This window comes from Pseudomonas sp. L7, assembly GCF_046605565.1.
GTDB lineage: Bacteria > Pseudomonadota > Gammaproteobacteria > Pseudomonadales > Pseudomonadaceae > Aquipseudomonas > Aquipseudomonas wayambapalatensis.
Genome location: NZ_CP176784.1, coordinates 4,948,107 through 4,967,954 on the forward strand (window position 1 = coordinate 4,948,107; position 19,848 = coordinate 4,967,954).

A 19,848-nucleotide genomic window follows, 5' to 3' on the forward strand; every position below is an offset into this window, starting at 1 on the left:
TACCTAATAGGGTTCGACGGGGAAGGCGAGCACAGCGTTCTTCAGCATGCGCTTGACGATGGGGCCGTGCGCAGGGCCGACCGGGATCATGTAGAGCCTTCCAAAGGCGTTGTATCGCTGGACGGAGGTCGTCACGCTCAAGCGCTGCCCCCCCTCGCCCGCAGGTGTGAGATCGAGGCAGACCATGACCGCCAGATGCGTATCGCGGGAGGTGAGGACCAGCCGATGCGCATCGATCGCCTCCACCGTGAAGAAGTCGAGGCGCTCGCCCACCGCAGGTTCCCGCTCGGCCGTTCGGGGTGTAAAACCATGGATGTCGGCCACCCGAAACCGGCGGGAAACGAAGTCACGAAGGCGAAAAGCCGCAGACAGCCACGCCGGGATATGCGCAGTCATCGCGCAGTAAGCCTGCAGGGCCGTGATGCGCCCACCGACGCGCACCGCAGCGCAGTGCAGGAAATCCAGCTGCGCAAGCTCGGCGACCAGACGAACATCCTTGGGGGCGCAAATCAGGGCCGCTGGCATCATCTGCACGCCCCAGTCATTGCTGCAGCAGGGCGATGGCAGCCAATTCGGCCTTGAGCAGGAGCTTCTCGTAGGCCTCGTCGGGCGACTCCTGGCGGCTGGTGATCAAGCCCGCGATTTCACGCGCCGACTCGTCCAGCGGCTCATCGGCGATGAACACCGACTCGAACAACGGAATCGGCGGCAGGTAATGACCTTTCACGTAGGCGACGGTCTGCTGCAGCGGTCGCAGAAGCTCATCCAGCGTGAACCGGTTGAACCCGCCCGCGCGGTAGCCGGACGCTGGCGCCCCGACGGTGGTGACGATCAGAAACTCCTTGTCCTGCAGCTTGTCGCCACCGCGTGCATAGGCAAAACCGGGCGTGAAGACATCGTCGATCCAGCGCTTCATCAATGCCGGGCACGAGTACCAGTAAAGCGGGAACAGCAGCACGATACGCTCATGGGCGCACAGCAGCTTCTGCTCGGCGGCAATGTCGAAGCCATTGCTGCCCAATGCCGCCGACAGGGGGTGCAGTGTGACATTGCTGCCTTGCAGGGCTTCGACGATGGCGGCATTGGCCCGCGAGCTGCTCAAGTCAGGATGACCGATTACGACCAGAATGTTATCCATGGAGAAGTCCTTTCAAGTGATGGTGTCCAGGCCGCAGCCAGGGGCTTCTATGCGGCGCGGTGGATTGAACGATAGTCCGCGGCATCTGTAACCTCCCCAATTGTGCAGGCCTGGGTCGGGACGTCGATCCAGCAGGCGAACAGCCAATGATCGCCCACGCGCATCGGCGCCGCGGCTCGACGGGCGCGATAGCCTGCACGGCGCAGCAACCGCTCGATGCCCAGTGGTGACACGGTGATCAACTGCCGCACGCCCCGAGCGGCCGCGCAGCGCAACACGGCATCCAGCAACTGTGTGGCAACGACGGAGGAAAATTGGCCGCCAGAGCTCGTCCCGGCCAGGCCAAAGTCCATGGCGGAGAAGCGCGACAGCTCCCAGATACGCGAATCACATGGCAGTGTCTGATCGCCCATCAACTGCGGGAACACCTCTGCAAGCAGGTAGCGTTGGCTGGTTGGCAGCAAGCGCGCGGTGCCTATGACCTGCTCCTGATCGTTGCAGGCAAGCACATAGAGCGTCTCGTCATGGTCGAACTGATCACGCTCGCGACCTGGATCACAAGCCAGCTCCCAACCCAGGGTGTCGACGAATACCCGATAACGATAACGGTCCATCTGCTGCAAGCGCGTCTGCCCTAGCTCCTGCTGTGTTCCAACGACGATCTCCATCTCGCGTCCTCCGGCCAATGTGGAAAGGACGCGTATTCGACTCGAAGTAGGGTGATAGCAAAACTGCACTATTTGGCAGGGTACTTCTGCACATAAGCGCAGGGCGTTCGCGCTAGGCCAGCAACCCCAGAAGCGCCGCCCGCGCTACCGCTGCCGTACGATTCGCAGCGCCCAGTTTGGCGCCGGCATTGCGGGTGTGGAATTTCACCGTTTCAATCGACAAGGTGAGGATGTCGGCAACCTCGTTGAGCGTCTTGCCATCGGCAGCCCAACGCAGCACTTCGCGCTCCCGTTCGGAAAGCGGGGACTGCGGCTGCGGTTGCCAGGAATCCGACAGCAGCCGCGAGAAGCCTTGGTGGGCGACATTCGCCAGCCAGCGCATCCGCGTCTCATGGGCACGCAACTCACCTTCGCCGATGCCTTCACCGGAGCGCGCCAGGGTCAGCATCCCCCCGCCCTTGCTCCCCTCCAGACACGATTGTGCCCACCCGTGGCGAAGACCGGCTTGGCGCGCCTCATCCCACAATTGCGGAGCGTCGGCAAATATTTCGTCGCCCCAGACCACTGGCTGCATCGAGCGCTGGCAGTGGCGGACCGTCGGATCAAGAAGCAGGTAACCATTGGCATGGTAATGATCACACCATGGCCGGCTGTAGTTGCTGAGCATGAAGATCCGTGGCTTGGTGACTGGCAGCGGCGTGCGCAGGCCATAGGCACAGTAATCGAAGCCCAGATGGCGTGCGGCTGCCTTGACCTCTTCCAACAACGTTTGCGTATCGCGCGCGTCATAAACCGCCGACAGCATGTCGCCCATCCATTGCATTAATTATTCTCTCCATGAGTGTGAAGCCGCCCCAGCCGCACCCAGAAAGGTGCGAGCCTAGCGAAGCTACAACAACCGGGCATTGAGCGATATCAATTTGCCACAACGTTGACGAATGCTGTCGCGCGATATTTATCGCGCGGCCAGCCCGTCGGTTCGGCACCGTACCGCTGACGCTACAAGCACAGCGTTACGAGAATGCTGCCGCCGCTGCGCAACTCAACGATATCTCGTGCCTGTCTGGATCGACACCTGCTCAAGCCCTGAACTGCCCCAGGCTCGCCCTTAACTGCGCCGCCAGATCATCCAGCACCTTGCTGCTGGCAGTGGTCTGCATCACCACTTCGGCCGAGCGCTCTGCCTGCGCGTGGATATTCTCGACCCGCCCCCGCACCGCCTGGGCGCCGCTGGCTTGCTGTTCGGCGGCGCGAGTCGCCAGGCCGATTGCGGCATGCACCTGCTCCACCGCCGCCTGCACCGACTGCTGGCGACGTTCGTTATCGCGCAGCACCAGCAGCCCTTCGCTGGCCTGACGCCCGGCTTGGCCGATGGTGGCCACAGCCTCTTTCGCCCCCTGCTGCAAGGCAACGATATGCGCCTGGATATCGCCGGTGGAGCTCTGCGTCTTGCTCGCCAGGGCCCGCACTTCATCGGCCACCACTGCAAAACCACGCCCTGTCTCGCCGGCCCGCGCTGCCTCGATCGCCGCATTGAGTGCCAGCAGGTTGGTCTGCTCGGCGATGCCATGAATCACGGTCAGCACTACTTCGATCTGCTCGCTCTGCTTGGCAAGGCGCTCGATGACCTGCGAGCCGCTTTCCACTTCTCCCGCCAGCTTCTCGATCAGCTTGGCCAGTTGGGTCGAGGCACGGCTGTTCTCGTCGGTAGCCTGGCGGATATCCACGACCTGCTGCAGCGCCGCCTGCATGGCGTGGCTCTCGGCCTGGGCCTCGTCGGCCATGCTCGACAGGTCGCGCAGACTCGCCGCCACCTCGTCGCGCTGCAACGCTGCCGCTGCATCGGCCCCCGCATTACGCTCGGCCATGGTGCCGATCTCCACCCCGGTACGCTGGGCCACTTCACCGGCTTCGCGGACGATCGGCTGAAGCTTGTCGACGAAGCGGTTGACTGCCGACGCCATGTCGCCGATCTCGTCACGGCTGTCGAGCGCCACCCGCTTGGTCAGGTCGCCCTCCCCGGCCGCCAGGTCGTCGAGGGCAGCGATCAACAGGCGCAGCTTGCTGACCACCCGCCGCCCCAGCACCACGGCAACCACCAACAGCACGCCAAGCCCGACCAGCACCAGGCCGACGCCGATGCGCCAACGCAGCTCGCCGGCCGCGTCGCGAACCGTCTGCGCGGTATTGGCCTGCATGGCAGTGGCGCTGTTCTGCGCCGTCTCAAGACGAGCCTGCAGGGTCTTGCCGCTATCCGCTGCGGCAGCGCCGAGGCTCTCGCCGACCAGTTGTTCGCTACTGGCGATCAGGGCGGCAAAGCGCTGGTCGAGCGCCTTGAGCTCTTGATCGACGGCGGCGGTGGAGACCCCCATGAGTACCTTGCCGATCTGGGCGCCATTGGGGCTGATCGAAGCCTCGACGAAGTACACCGATGGATCCCGGCGCGCAGCGTCGAGCACCTTGTCCAGCGCCCGCTCGCCCTGGCCCTTTTCCATCAGTGCCTGATTGATCGGGTTCTGGCGGTTGAGGTAACGGGTAAGGTGCTCGCCCTCGGCGTTGTCGTAGATCACGAACAGCACGTTGGGATTGCGCTGCGCGCGACGAGCGAAGTCAGATAGCGTGGGGACGTCATTGTCCCAGATCGCCCTCGGTGCCACCGAGGCCAGCAACTCGGCCATGTCGTTGGCCGACTCCTTGAGGCTTTGCTCCAGTGTGGTGCGTAGCTGTTGCTGTTCGCTCTGCAATCGCGTGGAAAGCCCCGCGCTCAGGCGTTGCCGGGTACTGGCCGAGAGGCTGTCGAGACCGGAGCGCACATCTTGCCCCGCCTGCTCCAGCTCACCTGCCAGCTTGCGACTGTCAGCCCCCAGGCGTTCGCCCAAATCGGCCTCCAGTGCAGTGACGGTGCTGCGGGTCAGCACGACGGCGACCACGACCTGCACCAGAAGAGCGATACCAAGTGCAACAAAAACAGGCCGCAGGAGGCGGCTTCGTAACAGAGAGAGGATGGCAGACACGTTTGAACCCCCGTGTTTCTGGCGCCATTACTTTGATGGCATCTACAGAAGCTTCTTACAGCAAGGGTCATGCCTGAAGCAGGAGGGAAATACGCCAAGGTCTAGCAGCACGATGAACCGTGGTAGCGGGCTTACCCGCGAAAGACCACTGCAGCGAGGAACAAAAACGCCGCAACCCCTTGCAGGGCTGCGGCGCTGGATCAGCCAGAAGGCAGATCAGGCGAACGGATGACGCAGCACGATGGTCTCGTTGCGGTCCGGGCCGGTGGAGATGATGTCGATCGGAGCGCCGACCAGCTCCTCGATGCGCTTGATGTAGTTGCGCGCGGCCTGCGGCAGCTCTTCCAGGGTTTTCACGCCCAGGGTCGATTCGCTCCAGCCTGGCATCTCTTCGTACACCGGCTCCAGGCCGATATAGCTGTCGGCATCGGAAGGCGCGTCGATCACCGCACCGTTCTCGTTCTTGTAGCCGACGCAGATGTTGATGGTTTCCAGACCGTCCAGCACGTCCAGCTTGGTCAGGCAGATGCCCGAGATGCTGTTGACGTCGATGGCACGACGCAGGATCACGGCATCGAACCAGCCGCAACGACGGGCACGACCGGTGGTGGAGCCGAACTCATGGCCACGCTTGGCCAGGGTAGCACCGGTTTCGTCGAACAGTTCGGTAGGGAACGGACCGGAACCCACGCGGGTGGTGTAGGCCTTGGTGATACCGAGGATGTAGTCCAGGTACATCGGGCCAACGCCGGAACCGGTGGAGATGCCGCCGGCAGTGGTGTTCGAGCTGGTGACGTACGGGTAGGTGCCGTGGTCGATGTCCAGCAGCGAGCCCTGGGCGCCTTCGAACATGATGTCCTTGCCGGCACGGCGCAGGTTGTGCAGTTCGGCGGTGACGTCGAGCATCATCGGCTTGAGCTGCTCGGCATAGGCCATGCACTCGTCGAGGGTCTGCTGGAAGTCGATGGCCGGCTCTTTGTAGTAATTGACCAGCTGGAAGTTGTGGTAGTCCAGCAGCTCACCGAGCTTGGCGGCGAAACGCTCGCGGTGGAACAGGTCACCCACGCGCAGGCCGCGACGGGCGACCTTGTCTTCGTAGGCTGGGCCGATACCACGGCCGGTGGTGCCGATCTTGGCTTCGCCACGGGCCTTTTCACGGGCCTGGTCCAGCGCCACGTGGTACGACAGGATCAGCGGAGCAGCCGGGCTGATGCGCAGACGCTCGCGAACCGGTACGCCCTTCTCTTCCAGCTTGGTGATTTCGCGCATCAGGGCGTCCGGCGCGACGACGACGCCGTTGCCGATCAGGCACTGTACGCCTTCACGCAGGATACCCGACGGGATCAGGTGCAGAACGGTCTTCTCACCGTTGATCACCAGGGTGTGGCCCGCGTTGTGGCCGCCCTGGTAACGCACGACGGCGGCAGCATGTTCGGTCAGCAGATCGACGATCTTGCCTTTGCCCTCATCACCCCATTGGGTGCCCAGGACGACGACATTCTTACCCATAACACTTGTCCTCATTCACGCAACTTGGTTGCCGGCCCATTGCCGGCGAAGAATCTCAATGGGTCAGCGGCAGAACCTGCCAGCGCCCGTCTTGCTGAATCAATTGCCGATCACAATCCGCCTCGAGAGCAGCACTCAGCGGCTGGCCAGGCAGTGCCTGGACCACGCGCTGGCCCTCGTTGCGCAACTGGCAGACCTGCTGCCAGAGGGCCGCGTCGCCACTGTCCGGCATCCAGATGCCGCCAGAAGGCAATACGACCTCCGCTCGCCCCAGTGTGACCAGGGTCTTCAAATCCGTTGAGAAACCGGTGGCCGGACGTGCCCGGCCAAAGTCGGCGCCGATGTCATCGTAGCGCCCGCCCTGGGCGATCGACTGGCCGACCCCGGGTACGAACACCGCGAACACCACGCCGGTGTGATAGTTGTAGCCGCGCAGCTCGCCCAGGTCGAAGTACAGCGGCAGGTCCGGATAACGCGCTGCCAGGCGATCGGCGATCGCCAGCAGGTCGTCCAGGGCCGCCAGCACGCTGGCCGGGGCTCGGCCCAGACGCACACGGGCGTCGGCCAGCACTTCGCGACCACCGCACAGTTCGACCAGGGCACGCAGCATGTTGCCCAGGTCTTTCGGCAGGTCGGCGGTCAGCTCGTGAACTTCATCGACAGCCTTGCGCTGCAGCGCATCGAACAACTGCTGCTCGACCGCGCCCGACAGGCCGGCGGCACGGGCCAGGCCGCGGTAGATACCGACGTGACCCAGGTCCATGTGCACATCGGCAACGTCAGTCAGTTGCAAGGTGGTCAGCATCAGGCTGATCACTTCGACGTCGCTGGTCGGACTGGCGTCGCCATACAGCTCGGCGCCCAACTGGATCGGGCTGCGCGAGGTCGACAGCGCACGCGGCTCGGCGTGCAGCACACTGCCGGCATAGCACAGGCGGCTCGGGCCTTCGCGGCGCAGGGTGTGGGCGTCGATGCGTGCCACCTGCGGCGTGAAGTCGGCACGGAAACCCATCAGGCGACCGGACTGCGGGTCGACCACCTTGAAGGTACGCTGATCCAGGTCCTGGCCGGCGCCGGTGAGCAGCGACTCCAGGTACTCGATATGTGGGGTGACGACCAGTTCATAACCCCAACTCTGGAACAGGTCCAACACCTGGCGACGCGCAATCTCGATGCGCGCCGCTTCAGGTGGCAGTACTTCCTCGATGCCATCTGGCAGAAGCCAGCGGTCTACCGTTGCCATTACGCCATTTCCCCTCTGGTCCGGGCGGCTGCCCAACAGGTTAGCCGTCTGTGAAGCAGGCATTGGCGCACAACAGCAGGCAGCACCGATCCCAGCGCCGCCGCCGTGCCAACACCCTCGAAAAACCGCGCGTCCTGTCCAAGTCGTCAAAAAGCCTGGGGCCAATCAACCTTGCAGACGCAAAAAAGCCGGGAATTTCCCGGCTGACTCATCATACACCCCTTTTGATTCGGGATGCACCCCACCGGGCGTTTTAGCTGCCCGGTGGGGGTCTTTACTGTTACGGCTTGCTCTTGTCCAGGAAGCGGAAGAACTCGTTCTTCGGATCCAGGACCAGCACGTCGCTCTTGCTGGCGAAGCTCTCGCGATAAGCCTGCAGGCTGCGGTAGAACACGTAGAAGTCAGCGTCCTGGCCGTAGGCCTTGGCGTAGATGGCAGCCGATTGGGCATCGCCATCACCGCGGGTTTCTTCAGCTTCACGGTAGGCTTCAGCCAGCAGCACACGGCGCTGACGGTCGGCATCTGCACGAATACCTTCAGCCAGCTCGTTACCCTTGGCACGGTGCTCGCGCGCTTCACGCTCACGCTCGGTGCTCATACGGTCGAACACGCTGCGGTTGACTTCCTTCGGCAGGTCGATGGCCTTGACGCGAACGTCGATGACCTCGATCCCCAGCTCCTTGTTAGCCATGCGGTTCAGCGAAGCGGTGATGTCGGCCATCAGCGCGTCACGTTCACCGGAAACCACCTCATGCAGGGTGCGCTTACCGAACTGGTCACGCAGGCCGCTTTCCAGACGACGCGACAGGCGCTCGTCGGCGATCTGCTTCATGCCCGAGGTCGCGGTGTAGAAACGCTCGGCGTCCTTCACGCGCCATTTGGCGTAGGCATCGACCATCACAGCTTTCTTCTCCAGCGTGAGGAAACGCTGGGTCGGGGCGTCGAGGGTCATCAGACGGGCGTCGAACTTGCGCACCTGGTTGACGTACGGAACCTTCACATGCAGGCCCGGCTGGACATCCGCCTGGACCACACGGCCGAACTGCAGCAATACCGCCCGCTCGGTCTGCGACACGATGTAGAAGCAGTTCCAGGCGACGATCGCCAGCACCACGGCGGCAATCAGGGCGAACAGCGATTTATTGCTCATCAGCGGCTCTCCCTAGTGCGCAGCGGCTGTTGTTGCTGTTGCAGGTCCTGTACAGCGCGGGTGGCAGCGTCGTTGACCGACGGCGACACGCTGCTGGACGGCGCTGCAGTGTTGCGGCTGCCTTCGACCATCTTGTCCAGTGGCAGGTAGAGCAGGTTGTTCTGCCCGTCCTTGGTGGCCACCATGACCTTGCTGGTGTTGCTGTACACCTCCTGCATGGTCTCCAGGTACAGACGCTGACGGGTGACGTCAGGCGCCTTGCGGTACTCGGCGACCAGCTTGGTGAAGCGATCCGCCTCACCCTTGGCGCGGGCGATCACTTCATCGCGGTAGCCGTTGGCATCCTCGATGATGCGCTGCGCCTGACCACGGGCCTCAGGCACCACGCCATTGGCGTAGGACTCGGCCTGGTTGCGCGCACGCTGCTCGTCCTCACGGGCGCGGATCACGTCGTCGAAGGCTTCCTGCACTTCACGCGGGGCTGCCGCGCTCTGTACGTTGACCTGGGTGACGGTGATACCGGTGCGGTAGGTGTCGAGGAAGCGCTGCAGGCGTTCGCGGATATCCACGGCCATCTGCTCACGGCCTTCGGTCAGCACCTGGTCCATCGAGGTGGAGCCCACGACGTGGCGCAGGGCGCTGTCGGTGGCATGCTGCAGGCTGACTTCCGGCTGGTCGACGTTGAGCACGAAGTCCTGCAGGTTGCTGATCTTGTACTGCACGGTCAGCGGCACCTCGACGATGTTCTCGTCTTCGGTGAGCATCTGGCCCTGCTTGGTGTACGCACGCTCACGCGTGACGTTTTCCATGTACTTGCGGTCGATCGGCGGGAAGTAGATGTTCAGGCCCGGCCCCACGGTCTCGTAGTACTTGCCGAAGCGCAGCACCACGGCCTGCTCCTGCTCGTCGACCACGTAGACGGCGCTGTACAGCCAGATGGCCGCCAGTACTGCCAAGCCAATGCCCAGCAAGCCGTAGCCGCCACCCTTGCCGATGTTGCGGTCACCACCGCCACCGCGTTTCTTGCTGCCGCCGAACATGCCGTTCAGGCTGTCCTGCAGCTTGCGGAAGGCCTCGTCGAGATCCGGTGGTCCCTTCTTGTCGCCACCACCACCGCCACCACGGCGGCCGCCCCAGGGATCCTGATTGTTCGAGTTGCCACCCGGCTCGTTCCAAGCCATAGCGCTCTCCATCTGATAAAGCAAAGACGCGCCCACGGCGCGCCGTCCAATGCTACAGAATGCCTGTCACGGCTGCCCGGCGACCTCGACGGGCATTTATTGCAAAGTGTGTTGCTCGATGAACACCTCAGGCTCCAGGCCTGCGCGGCTGACCAGGCGATTGAGCTCTACCCGTGGCAGACGCAAGCTCAGCAAGCTGCTGCCCTGTTCATCATGTTCTTCGCCTTGCACTGCCCCCAGTTCGAAGAATTGCGCGCGCAAGCGTGCAAGTCGCTGTTCCAGGCGCAGGGTTCCGACAAACAGATCATCCCCCAGCAATTCGGCTATCGCCTGCCCCACAAGCTCAAGACCGCGCCCGTCGCGGGCCGAAACCCATACCCGCTCCGGCTTGCCGTCGGCATCGCGCTGGATCTGCGGCTCGACATCTTCGAGCAGGTCGAGTTTGTTATAGACCTCGAGGATCGGCAAGCCTTCGGCACCGATCTCGCCCAGCACGGCGAGCACCTGCTCGATCTGCTCCATGCGCTCGGGTTCGTGCGCATCGATCACATGCAGCAGCAAGTCGGAGTTGCTCGACTCTTCGAGCGTAGCCCGAAAAGCCTCGACCAGCTTGTGCGGCAGGTGGCGAATGAAACCCACGGTGTCGGCCAGCACGATCGGCCCCAGGTCATCCAGTTCGAGCCTGCGTAATGTAGGGTCGAGTGTGGCGAACAACTGGTCGGCCGCGTAGACCTCCGATTGCGTCAGGGCGTTGAACAGCGTGGACTTGCCGGCGTTGGTATAGCCCACCAGCGACACCGAAGGGATGTCCGCGCGCTTGCGCCCGCGTCGGGCCTGCTCGCGCTGGCTGCGCACCTTCTCCAGACGCGCCTTGATCTGACGCAGGCGCACCCGCAGCAGGCGGCGGTCGGTTTCAAGCTGGGTTTCACCCGGGCCGCGCAGGCCGATACCACCCTTCTGCCGCTCAAGGTGGGTCCAGCCACGCACCAGCCGCGTGCTCATGTGCTCGAGCTGGGCCAATTCGACCTGCAGCTTGCCTTCGTGAGTACGTGCTCGTTGGGCGAAGATATCGAGAATCAGGCCGGTACGGTCAAGCACGCGGCACTCGAAGACGCGTTCGAGGTTGCGCTCCTGACTGGGCGTGAGGGTGTGATTGAAAATCACCAGGTCGGCTTCTTCGGCCTTGACCAGGTCGCGCAGTTCCTCGACCTTGCCGCTGCCGATCAGAAACTTGGCTGTGGGCTGGTGCCGGGCAACCGTAGCCAGGTGGACGATGTCCGCTCCGGCCGACAGTGCCAGCTCCTGAAACTCCTGCGGGTCTTCGCGCGCCTCAGGGTTCTGACCTTCCAAGTGAACGAGCAACGCCCGTTCACCACCACCGTGGCGCTCAAAGAACAATGCAGGCTCCTATCAGGCGTTGCCTGGCTCGCTGTCGCCGTGTTCGGAATCGGACGGGCTTGGCAGACGAACCGGACGGGCAGGTACGACAGTGGAAATCGCGTGCTTGTAGACCATCTGGCTGACGGTGTTCTTCAGCAGCACGACGAACTGGTCGAAGGACTCGATCTGGCCTTGCAGCTTGATGCCGTTGACCAGGTAGATCGAAACCGGGACCTTTTCTTTTCTCAAGGTGTTCAAGTAAGGGTCTTGTAGCGAATGCCCTTTTGACATATGCCGCACTCCTGTAAGGATCAATAGTAAAAAACTGAAAAAATTCGTTCATTAAGGCCGTCAGTCGCAAGAATAGACGGCAATTGCAGGGACTCAGCTCAATATGGAGACCGATTCCAGGTATTTCAAGGTGCGGGACAGATTGTCGCAGGCCAGACTGTCCAGCCAATGTACGTCGGACCAGCTACGCAACCAGGTGAACTGCCGCTTGGCCAGCTGGCGGGTGGCGATGATACCGCGTTCGCGCATCTGCTCGGCTGTCAGTTTGCTGTCCAGATAGTCCCATACCTGCCTGTACCCCACTGCCCGTATAGACGGCAGCCCGACATGCAAGTCACTTCTGGCCCGCAGCTCTCGGACCTCGTCGACGAAGCCCTGTTCCAGCATCTGCGAAAATCGTAGCGCAATTCGCTCATGCAAAATGTGACGATCTGTAGGCGCAATCGCCAGACTGGCGACAGTATAGGGCAAATGCCCGCCCGCGCCTGCGTCTGAACCGCGGCTTTCGGCTGATTGACGCTCGCGGTGGGCAGTCATGTTCTGGCCGCTCACCCGGTACACCTCAAGCGCACGGATCAGCCGCTGCGGATCGTTCGGATGAATGCGCGCCGCCGATACCGGGTCGATCTCGGCCAACTGCCGGTGCAGTTCACCCAGGCCCAGCTCGCGGGCCTGCGCCTCGAGTTCGGCACGAACCTCGGCATCAGCGGGCGGCATGTCGGCCAGGCCGTCCACCAGCGCCTTGTAGTACAGCATGGTGCCGCCGACCAGCAGCGGGATCTTGCCGCGCGCAGTGATCTCGGCCATGGCCTGCAGCGCATCGCTACAGAACTGCGCCGCCGAATAGCTCTCGGCCGGGTCGAGGATGTCTACCAGACGGTGCGGATGGGCAGCCAGCACCTCTGGCGAGGGCTTGGCGGTGCCGATGTCCATACCGCGGTAGACCATGGCCGAGTCGACGCTGATCAGCTCGCACGGCAGGCTCTGGGTGAGGGCGATGGCCAGGTCGGTCTTGCCGGCAGCCGTCGGGCCCATGAGAAAAATCGCTGGGGGCTTGCCGCTCATGTCATCGACCGCGCAGGAAAAGTTTGTCCAGATCATCCAGGCCCATCTGGGTCCAGGTCGGTCGGCCATGGTTGCACTGGCCGCTGCGCTCGGTGTTTTCCATGTCACGCAGCAAGGCGTTCATCTCGGGGATCGCCAGGCGTCGGTTGGCGCGCACCGCACCGTGGCAGGCCATGGTGCCGAGCAGCTCGTTGATGTGCGCCTGTATGCGGTCGCTGGTGCCGTACTCCATGAGATCGGCGAGCACATCCTGCACCAGGCGGTTGGCCTCGGCCTGCTTGAGCAGCGCGGGAATCTGGCGGATCGCCAGGGTTTCCGGGCCCAGGCGCTGCAGCTCGAAGCCCAGGCGCTGGAAGGTCTGGGCATGCTCCTCGGCGCAGTCAGCCTCACGCTGGCTCACCGCCAGCGATTCGGGCACCAGCAACGGCTGGCCGCTCAACCCTTCGCTGGCCATCGCCAGCTTCAGGCGCTCGTACATGATCCGTTCGTGGGCGGCATGCATGTCTACCAGCACCAGGCCCACGGCGTTCTCGGCGAGGATGTAGATGCCCTTGAGCTGAGCCAGGGCATAGCCCAGCGGCGGAATGTCACCCTGGCTTTGCGGCAGCGCCACAGCTGGCTGGGCGCTGTTCTCCAGCGGGGCGAAGTACTCGCGATAGACCGCTTGCGCCTCGGCTGCCGGCACCGGCTGCGACGGGCGCGGCGTGTATTGGTACTGGTAGCCTGCACCGGCGCCACCGCTGGAGAACGACGGCTGCGGTTGCGCCTGGGGCTGCTCGAGCACCGAGGCGGCCAGGCGCATCTCGCCCTGGGGGCCGAACTCGCCGGCCTGCAGGCCGCTAGGACGCACGATTTCAGTGGTCGCCGCCGGCGCCGCGAGCTGGTCCTCAGGGCGCACATCGGCCAGTGCACGGTGCAAGGTGCCGTACAGGAAGTCGTGGACCATGCGCCCTTCACGAAAGCGCACTTCGTGCTTGGTCGGGTGCACGTTGACATCGACACCGGTGGGGTCGAGTTCCAGGAACAGCACGAAGGTCGGATGCCGCCCGTTGAACAGCACGTCGCGGTAGGCCTGGCGCACCGCGTGGGCGACCAGCTTGTCGCGCACCGCGCGGCCATTGACGAAGAAGTACTGCAGGTCTGCCTGGCTACGCGAGAAGGTCGGCAAACCGACCCAGCCCCACAGGCGCAGGCCATTGCGCTCGACCTCGATCGGCAGCGCCTGCTCGAGGAAGCCGGGCCCGCAGATCGCCCCGACCCGTCGCGCACGCGACAGTTCGTCGGGCGCCTCGTGCAGGCTGAGGATGCTCTTGCCGTTGTGACGCAGGTGGAAGCCGACATCGAAACGCGCCAGCGCCAGGCGCCTGATCACTTCCTGCAGATGATCGAATTCGGTTTTTTCGGCCTTGAGGAACTTGCGCCGGGCCGGAGTGTTGAAGAACAGGTCGCGCACTTCGACGGAAGTGCCGACCGGGTGCGCCGCCGGCTGCACCCGCGGGAGCATGTCACGGCCCTCGGTCTCGACCTGCCAGGCTTCGCTGGCATTGGCGGTACGCGAGGTCAGGGTCAGGCGTGCTACCGAACTGATCGAAGCCAGCGCCTCGCCGCGAAAGCCCAGGCTGAGCACGCCCTCAAGGTCTTCCAGCTCGCGAATCTTGCTGGTCGCGTGGCGCGCCAGCGCCAGCGGCAGGTCGTCCGGGGCGATGCCACTACCATCGTCACGCACGCGCAGCAGCTTCACGCCGCCCTGTTCGACATCCACGTCGATGCGCCGGGCACCGGAGTCCAGGCTGTTCTCCAGCAGCTCCTTGGCCACCGACGCAGGGCGTTCGACCACCTCGCCGGCGGCGATCTGGTTGGCCAGCCGCGGGCTGAGCAGCTGGATTCGCGAACCACCACTCATTGCTGGGACGCCAGGGTAGTGGCCGGGATGTCGAGGTGCTGACCCACCTTGAGCTCATCGCTCTTGAGGTTGTTGGTGCTGCGCAGGCTGGCCACGCTGACCTGGTAACGCACGGCGATCATCGCCAGCGTCTCGCCCGGGCGCACGCTGTGTTCACGTGGGCCTTGGGCGATCTTGCCGGAATCGCGCAACCAGGCGATGTAGGTGCCTGGTGGCGGGTTCTGCTGGAAGAACTGGCGCACACCGGTATGAATCGAGCGGGCCAGCGCCTGCTGGTGGCTCTTGGTTGCCAGCTTGTTGGCTTCGTTGGCGTTGGAGATGAACCCGGTTTCGACCAGGATCGACGGGATGTCCGGCGACTTCAACACCATGAACCCGGCCTGTTCCACGCGCTGCTTGTGCAGCGGCGTGATGCGGCCCATGTTGCCCAGCACTTTCTGGCCCACGTTGAGGCTGGAGCTGAGCGTGGCCGTCATCGACAGGTCGAGCAGCACGCCGGCGAGCATGCGGTCCTTGTCATCGAGGCTGACGTTGCCGGCGCCGCCGATAAGGTCGGAGCGGTTCTCGCTGTCGGCCAGCCAGCGCGCGGTCTCGGAGGTGGCGCCACGGTCGGACAGGGCAAACACCGACGCACCAAAGGCCGCTTTCGACGGCGCGGCGTCGGCGTGGATGGAGATGAACAGGTCAGCGCCCTTCTTGCGGGCAATCTCGGTGCGCTTGCGCAGCGGAATGAAGTAATCGCCGGTACGGGTCAGCTCGGCACGATAACCTTTCTCGGTGTTGATCTGGCGCTGAAGCTCGCGGGCGATGTCGAGCACGATGTCTTTCTCGTGCTGGCCGCGCGAGCCGGAAGCGCCGGGGTCTTCCCCGCCGTGGCCAGCATCGATGGCGACCACGATGTCACGCTTGCCGTTGGGCACCGGCGGCAGCTTGATCGCCGGTTGCGCCGGCGTCACTGGCACCGCAGGCGTGGTCGCCGGTGCCTGGGTGACCGGCGGCGGCGTGGGGTTGCTGGCGGCAACCGCATCGGCTTCCTGGTCGTACAGGTCGACCACCAGGCGGTTGCCGTACTGGGCGTTGGGTGCAAGGGTGAAGCTTTTGGGCGTGACCGCCTTTTTCAGGTCGACCACCACGCGCAGGTCGGTGGCGGTACGCTGGGCCGAGCGCACACTGGTGATAGGCGTGTTCGAGGTGGAAACATTCAATGGCGAGGCGAGCGTCGCACCATTGATGTCGATGACCAGGCGATCAGGCGCGCTGAGCGTGAAGACACTGTGCTGCACCGGGCCGGACAGGTCGAAGACCAGGCGCGTGTTGTCCGGCGCGCGCCACAGGCGCATGCTCTTGACTTGTGTGACGGCCAGAGCGTCAACGGTCACCGCTGTCAGCAGCAGTCCAACGACGGCGACCAGTGCGCGAATGCGCAGCATACCTTTCCCCACTTACTATTTGTTTTCGGCAGCCAGAGCGGCACACCAGGCTTCGCCGCGAGCCCCCTGCGGCGACAGGTTCAGCGAGCGGCCGCCCGCCTGGGGGCTTATGGTAATGGTCAGGTCGGGCTTTGGCAAAACGCCCTCGCCCTTCTGCGGCCATTCGAAAAGACACAGCGGATCGCCTTCGAAATAGTCGCGAATCCCCATGAACTCTAGCTCTTCCGGGTCGACCAGGCGGTAAAGATCGAAATGGAAGGCGCGGATGTCGCCTATTTCATAAGGTTCCACCACAGTGAAGGTCGGACTTTTCACTGCGCCAGTGTGACCCAATCCACGAATCAGACCACGCGACAAGGTGGTCTTGCCGGCGCCCAGGTCGCCTTCCAGAAAGATCACGCCATGGCCGCCGGTGACCTTGGCGAGTGTCGCGCCGAACGCGACGGTGGCCGGCTCGTCGGCCAGAAACAGGGTTATGCCTGACACGCTGAATGCTCCTCCAACAATTCTCGAATGACCGGAACCAGATCGCTGGCCGCCAGACCTCTGCCCTGCGCGCCCAGACGTTCGCCAGCGCAGGCGTGCAACCACACGCCCAGGCCCGCCGCCTGCCAGGCGTCCAGGCCCTGGGCCAGCAACGCGGCCAGCACGCCGGTCAGCACATCGCCCAGGCCGGCACCGGCCATGGCCGGGTGCCCTCGCTCGCACAGCCGCAACTGGCCGTCCGGGTTGGCGACCAGGGTCCCGGCGCCCTTGAGCACGCAGACACTGTCGTAGCGACGCGCCAGTTTACGCGCAGCCCCAGGCCGATCGGCCTGTACGGCCTCGGTGGAAACGCCCAGCAAACGCGCAGCCTCCCCAGGATGCGGGGTCAGGATGCTGCCGCTCGGCAAAGCCAGGGGCGTGCGCGCCAGCAGGTTGAGCGCATCGGCGTCCCAGACCTGCGGCAGGTGCGCATTGGCAACAGCCGAAAGCAGGCTGCGGCCCCAGGCAGCCTGGCCAAGACCAGGCCCCACCACCAGCACCGAGGCGCGCTCCAGCACCGCCATCAACTGGTTGGCCGAACTGACGCCCAGGCACATGGTTTCCGGCAGGCGGCTGAGGCTCGCGGACACATGTTCGGGGCGTGTCGCCAGGCTGACCAGCCCCGCGCCACAGCGCAGGGCGGCTTCGGCACTGAGCAGCACGGCGCCGCCGGTCCCCAGATCGCCGCCGACCACCAGCACATGGCCAAAATCGCCCTTGTGGGCAGTCGCCGGCCGCGCAGGCAGGTGCGCGACGGTCACGCTGCTGAGCGTTTGCGGGGTGTTGGTGGGGTGTTTGGTCTGAGGCATGGGGTCAAAGGCTCCGATGTCTGGCAGAATTATACGCACCTGAGCCTGCAATGCCTTGTCCATCCATGTCCGCCTCCTCTCTAGACCTTCAAGCACTGGCCCAATCGATCAAGGATTGGGGCCGCGAACTCGGTTTTGCCCACGTGGGCATCGCCGATGTCGAGCTTGGCGAGCATGAACAGCACCTGCAGCGCTGGCTGGAGGCCGGCCATCACGGCGAGATGGACTATATGGCAGCGCACGGCACGAAACGTTCGCGCCCCGCCGAACTGATTCCCGGCACCTTGCGGGTGGTTTCGCTGCGCATGGACTACCTGCCCGGCGATACGCTGATGGCCCAACGCCTGGCTCAGCCGGAAAAAGCCTACATCTCCCGCTACGCGCTGGGCCGCGACTATCACAAGCTGGTGCGCAAGCGCGTGCAGCACCTGGCTGACCGCATCCACGAAGCCATCGGCCCCTTCGGCTACCGTGCCTTCGTCGACAGCGCCCCGGTACTGGAAAAAGCCATCGCCCAACAGGCCGGGCTCGGCTGGATCGGCAAGAACACCCTGTTGCTCAACCGTAAAGCGGGCAGCTACTTCTTCCTGGCCGAGCTGTTCGTCGATCTGCCTGTGCCCGCCGACGAAGCCCAGACCAGCGAGCACTGCGGACGCTGCCAGGCGTGCCTGGACATCTGCCCCACCGCAGCCTTCGTCGGCCCCTACCAGCTCGATGCGCGGCGCTGCATCTCGTACCTGACCATCGAGCTCAAGGACGCGATCCCCGTGGAGCTGCGTCCATTGATCGGCAACCGGGTGTTCGGTTGCGACGATTGCCAGATCGTCTGCCCCTGGAACCGCTTCGCCAAATCGACTGGCGAGGACGACTTCAAGCCGCGTCACGGACTGGACAATGTCGAGTTGGCGGCACTGTTCCTGTGGGACGAAAAGACCTTTCTCAGCCGCACCGAAGGCTCGCCGCTGCGTCGTGCCGGTTACGAGCGCTGGCTGCGCAACCTGGCGGTTGGGCTGGGCAACGCACCTTCGACGATTGCCGTGCTCGAGGCGCTGAAAGCGCGGCGCGAGCATCCTTCGGCATTGGTCAGGGAGCATGTGGAGTGGGCGTTGGCGCGGCACGAGGCGGCGAGCTGACAGGCACAGTGCGACCTTTTCGCGGGCGGCACCTCTTGCAGGAGACTGTCTTGCTCAAATCTAAAGGCCAGCCAGTCCCTGTGGGAGCGGGCTTGCCCGCGAAAAGGCCGCAGTCGATCCCGAAGATTCAATGCTCGTCGTTGTAGTGGAACTTGGGCATTTCCCAGTGGAAGCGGATCGCCAGCAACCGCAGCAGGAAGCCGCCAAACAGGGTCAACAGCATCGCCTGCTCGGCTGGCACCTTGAAGTACACGCAGCCCAGATAGAACCAGGCCGCTGCGAACGACACGCTGGCATACAGCTCGCGCCGGAACACCAAGGGAATATCGTTGCAGAAGATGTCGCGCAGGATCCCGCCGAACACGCCAGTGATCACGCCGCTGATCGACGCCACCAGCATCCCCTGCCCCATTTCCAGCGCCGTCATGCAGCCGATCAAGGTGAAGGCCACCAACCCAAGGGCGTCGAGCACCAGGAACAGCGAGCGCAGGTGACGCATCAGCGGCGCGATGAAGATCGTCAGCAATGCGGCGAAACTGGTCAGCACCAGGTATTCAGGGTGCTTCACCCAGGTCAGCGGGTAGTGCCCAAGCAGAACGTCGCGCACTGAGCCGCCACCCAGGGCGGTGATGCAGGCGATCAGCACCACGCCGAACCAGTCCATGCCGCGCCGACCGGCGGACAAGGCGCCTGTCATGGCTTCGGCGGTGATGGCGATGAGGTAGAGCATCAACAGCATGGCGCAGATCCGTGCGAGAAAAGGCGCGCAGTCTACTCACTCGCGCGGGGCACCAAAAGGGGGCGCATGTACGCCCCTTGATTCATCAGACCTTGATGAAATGTTCGCGGTAGTGACGCAGCTCGGCGATCGACTCGCGGATGTCATCCAGTGCCAGGTGCGTGCTGCCTTTCTTGAAGCTGTCGCGCACGTCGGGTGCCCAGCGTGCAGCGAGCTCCTTGAGGGTGGAGACATCGAGGTTGCGGTAGTGGAAGTAGCCTTCCAGCGCGCGCATGTGGCGGTAGAGGAAGCGGCGATCCTGGCAGATGCTGTTGCCGCAGATCGGTGACTTGCCCTTGGGTACCCACTGCTCGAGGAAGGCGATGGTCTGTGCTTCGGCTTCGGCCATGTCGATACGGCTTTCGCGCACGCGCTGGGTCAGGCCCGAGGCGCCATGGGTGCGGGTGTTCCACTCGTCCATGCGCGCCAGTACTTCGTCACTGTGGTGAATGGCGATAACCGGGCCCTCGGCCAGGGTGTTCAGTTCACTGTCGGTGACGATGGTGGCCATCTCGATGATGACGTCGTTGTCCGGATCCAGGCCGGTCATCTCCAGATCGATCCAGATCAGGTTCTGTGGGTTGTGCATGAATGAGCTCCTCGAATAGGCCGACATATTAGCCTAGTGGAG

The 19,848-nt window shown here is 63.9% G+C and carries 19 protein-coding genes and 1 pseudogene; 1 reads left to right on the plus strand and 19 read right to left on the minus strand.

The genetic code is table 11. The annotated features are described in order from the left end of the window. Positions 1-3: 3 nt before the first annotated feature. The 17 genes and pseudogenes from ACK3BK_RS22690 to ACK3BK_RS22770 form a co-directional block, all read right to left on the minus strand. Positions 4-525 (minus strand): DUF2867 domain-containing protein, encoded by a 522-nt coding sequence (locus tag ACK3BK_RS22690; RefSeq protein ID WP_411384505.1) that lies wholly within the window; start codon positions 523-525, stop codon positions 4-6. A gap of 16 nt (positions 526-541) precedes the next feature. Beyond that, a complete protein-coding gene (locus tag ACK3BK_RS22695; protein ID WP_054893190.1) occupies positions 542-1,138 on the minus strand; it encodes an NAD(P)H-dependent oxidoreductase in 597 nt (198 codons plus the stop codon). 47 nt (positions 1,139-1,185) lie between these two features. Further along, on the minus strand, positions 1,186-1,806 hold the full coding sequence (locus ACK3BK_RS22700; protein ID WP_186709702.1) for an acyl-homoserine-lactone synthase: 621 nt from the start codon (positions 1,804-1,806) through the stop codon (positions 1,186-1,188). Positions 1,807-1,918: 112 nt separating this feature from the next. Further along, positions 1,919-2,629: an autoinducer binding domain-containing protein gene (locus tag ACK3BK_RS22705; protein ID WP_186665926.1), complete on the minus strand. Its 711-nt coding sequence runs from the start codon at positions 2,627-2,629 to the stop codon at positions 1,919-1,921. A gap of 256 nt (positions 2,630-2,885) precedes the next feature. Continuing rightward, on the minus strand, positions 2,886-3,770 hold the full coding sequence (locus tag ACK3BK_RS22710; protein ID WP_411384506.1) for a methyl-accepting chemotaxis protein: 885 nt from the start codon (positions 3,768-3,770) through the stop codon (positions 2,886-2,888). A gap of 21 nt (positions 3,771-3,791) precedes the next feature. Next, positions 3,792-4,484, minus strand: a pseudogene (locus ACK3BK_RS22715) (methyl-accepting chemotaxis protein); the annotation flags it as partial. 552 nt (positions 4,485-5,036) lie between these two features. Further along, positions 5,037-6,329, minus strand: coding sequence for an adenylosuccinate synthase (locus ACK3BK_RS22720; protein ID WP_028688256.1), 1,293 nt, complete (start codon positions 6,327-6,329; stop codon positions 5,037-5,039). A 55-nt stretch (positions 6,330-6,384) separates the two neighbouring features. Continuing rightward, positions 6,385-7,572, minus strand: coding sequence for an ATP phosphoribosyltransferase regulatory subunit (locus ACK3BK_RS22725; protein WP_063546403.1), 1,188 nt, complete (start codon positions 7,570-7,572; stop codon positions 6,385-6,387). 280 nt (positions 7,573-7,852) lie between these two features. Then, positions 7,853-8,722, minus strand: coding sequence for a protease modulator HflC (hflC, locus tag ACK3BK_RS22730; protein ID WP_054893186.1), 870 nt, complete (start codon positions 8,720-8,722; stop codon positions 7,853-7,855). Continuing rightward, positions 8,722-9,903 (minus strand): FtsH protease activity modulator HflK, encoded by a 1,182-nt coding sequence (gene hflK, locus ACK3BK_RS22735; protein WP_063546405.1) that lies wholly within the window; start codon positions 9,901-9,903, stop codon positions 8,722-8,724. Before hflK ends, hflC begins: the two co-directional genes overlap by 1 nt. 96 nt (positions 9,904-9,999) lie before the next feature. Beyond that, positions 10,000-11,301 (minus strand): ribosome rescue GTPase HflX, encoded by a 1,302-nt coding sequence (hflX, locus tag ACK3BK_RS22740; RefSeq protein WP_411383375.1) that lies wholly within the window; start codon positions 11,299-11,301, stop codon positions 10,000-10,002. 12 nt (positions 11,302-11,313) lie between these two features. Next, positions 11,314-11,574: an RNA chaperone Hfq gene (gene hfq / locus ACK3BK_RS22745; RefSeq protein ID WP_029612777.1), complete on the minus strand. Its 261-nt coding sequence runs from the start codon at positions 11,572-11,574 to the stop codon at positions 11,314-11,316. 93 nt (positions 11,575-11,667) lie between these two features. Beyond that, a complete protein-coding gene (gene miaA, locus ACK3BK_RS22750; RefSeq protein WP_411383376.1) occupies positions 11,668-12,639 on the minus strand; it encodes a tRNA (adenosine(37)-N6)-dimethylallyltransferase MiaA in 972 nt (323 codons plus the stop codon). Position 12,640: 1 nt separating this feature from the next. Further along, positions 12,641-14,542, minus strand: coding sequence for a DNA mismatch repair endonuclease MutL (mutL, locus tag ACK3BK_RS22755; protein WP_186709706.1), 1,902 nt, complete (start codon positions 14,540-14,542; stop codon positions 12,641-12,643). Further along, positions 14,539-15,984: an N-acetylmuramoyl-L-alanine amidase gene (locus ACK3BK_RS22760; RefSeq protein WP_288374136.1), complete on the minus strand. Its 1,446-nt coding sequence runs from the start codon at positions 15,982-15,984 to the stop codon at positions 14,539-14,541. The genes mutL and ACK3BK_RS22760 overlap by 4 nt, the downstream gene beginning before the upstream one ends. A 3-nt stretch (positions 15,985-15,987) precedes the next feature. After that, positions 15,988-16,458, minus strand: a complete 471-nt coding sequence (gene tsaE / locus ACK3BK_RS22765; RefSeq protein ID WP_186665919.1) for a tRNA (adenosine(37)-N6)-threonylcarbamoyltransferase complex ATPase subunit type 1 TsaE — start codon at positions 16,456-16,458, stop codon at positions 15,988-15,990. Further along, the gene (locus ACK3BK_RS22770; protein WP_186709715.1) at positions 16,446-17,306 is read right to left on the minus strand and encodes an NAD(P)H-hydrate dehydratase; all 861 of its coding nucleotides are present in this window, start codon (positions 17,304-17,306) and stop codon (positions 16,446-16,448) included. The genes tsaE and ACK3BK_RS22770 overlap by 13 nt, the downstream gene beginning before the upstream one ends. A 65-nt stretch (positions 17,307-17,371) precedes the next feature. Here ACK3BK_RS22770 and queG point away from each other — a divergent pair, with 65 nt between their 5' ends. Next, positions 17,372-18,439, plus strand: a complete 1,068-nt coding sequence (queG, locus tag ACK3BK_RS22775; RefSeq protein WP_186665915.1) for a tRNA epoxyqueuosine(34) reductase QueG — start codon at positions 17,372-17,374, stop codon at positions 18,437-18,439. A gap of 127 nt (positions 18,440-18,566) precedes the next feature. Here queG and ACK3BK_RS22780 read toward each other — a convergent pair whose 3' ends face one another. Together ACK3BK_RS22780 and orn are read right to left on the minus strand one after the other, a co-directional pair. Then, complete coding sequence (locus ACK3BK_RS22780; RefSeq protein WP_054893179.1) at positions 18,567-19,178, minus strand: trimeric intracellular cation channel family protein; 612 nt, start codon at positions 19,176-19,178, stop codon at positions 18,567-18,569. Positions 19,179-19,263: 85 nt separating this feature from the next. After that, a complete protein-coding gene (gene orn / locus ACK3BK_RS22785; RefSeq protein ID WP_054893178.1) occupies positions 19,264-19,806 on the minus strand; it encodes an oligoribonuclease in 543 nt (180 codons plus the stop codon). Positions 19,807-19,848: the final 42 nt, after the last annotated feature.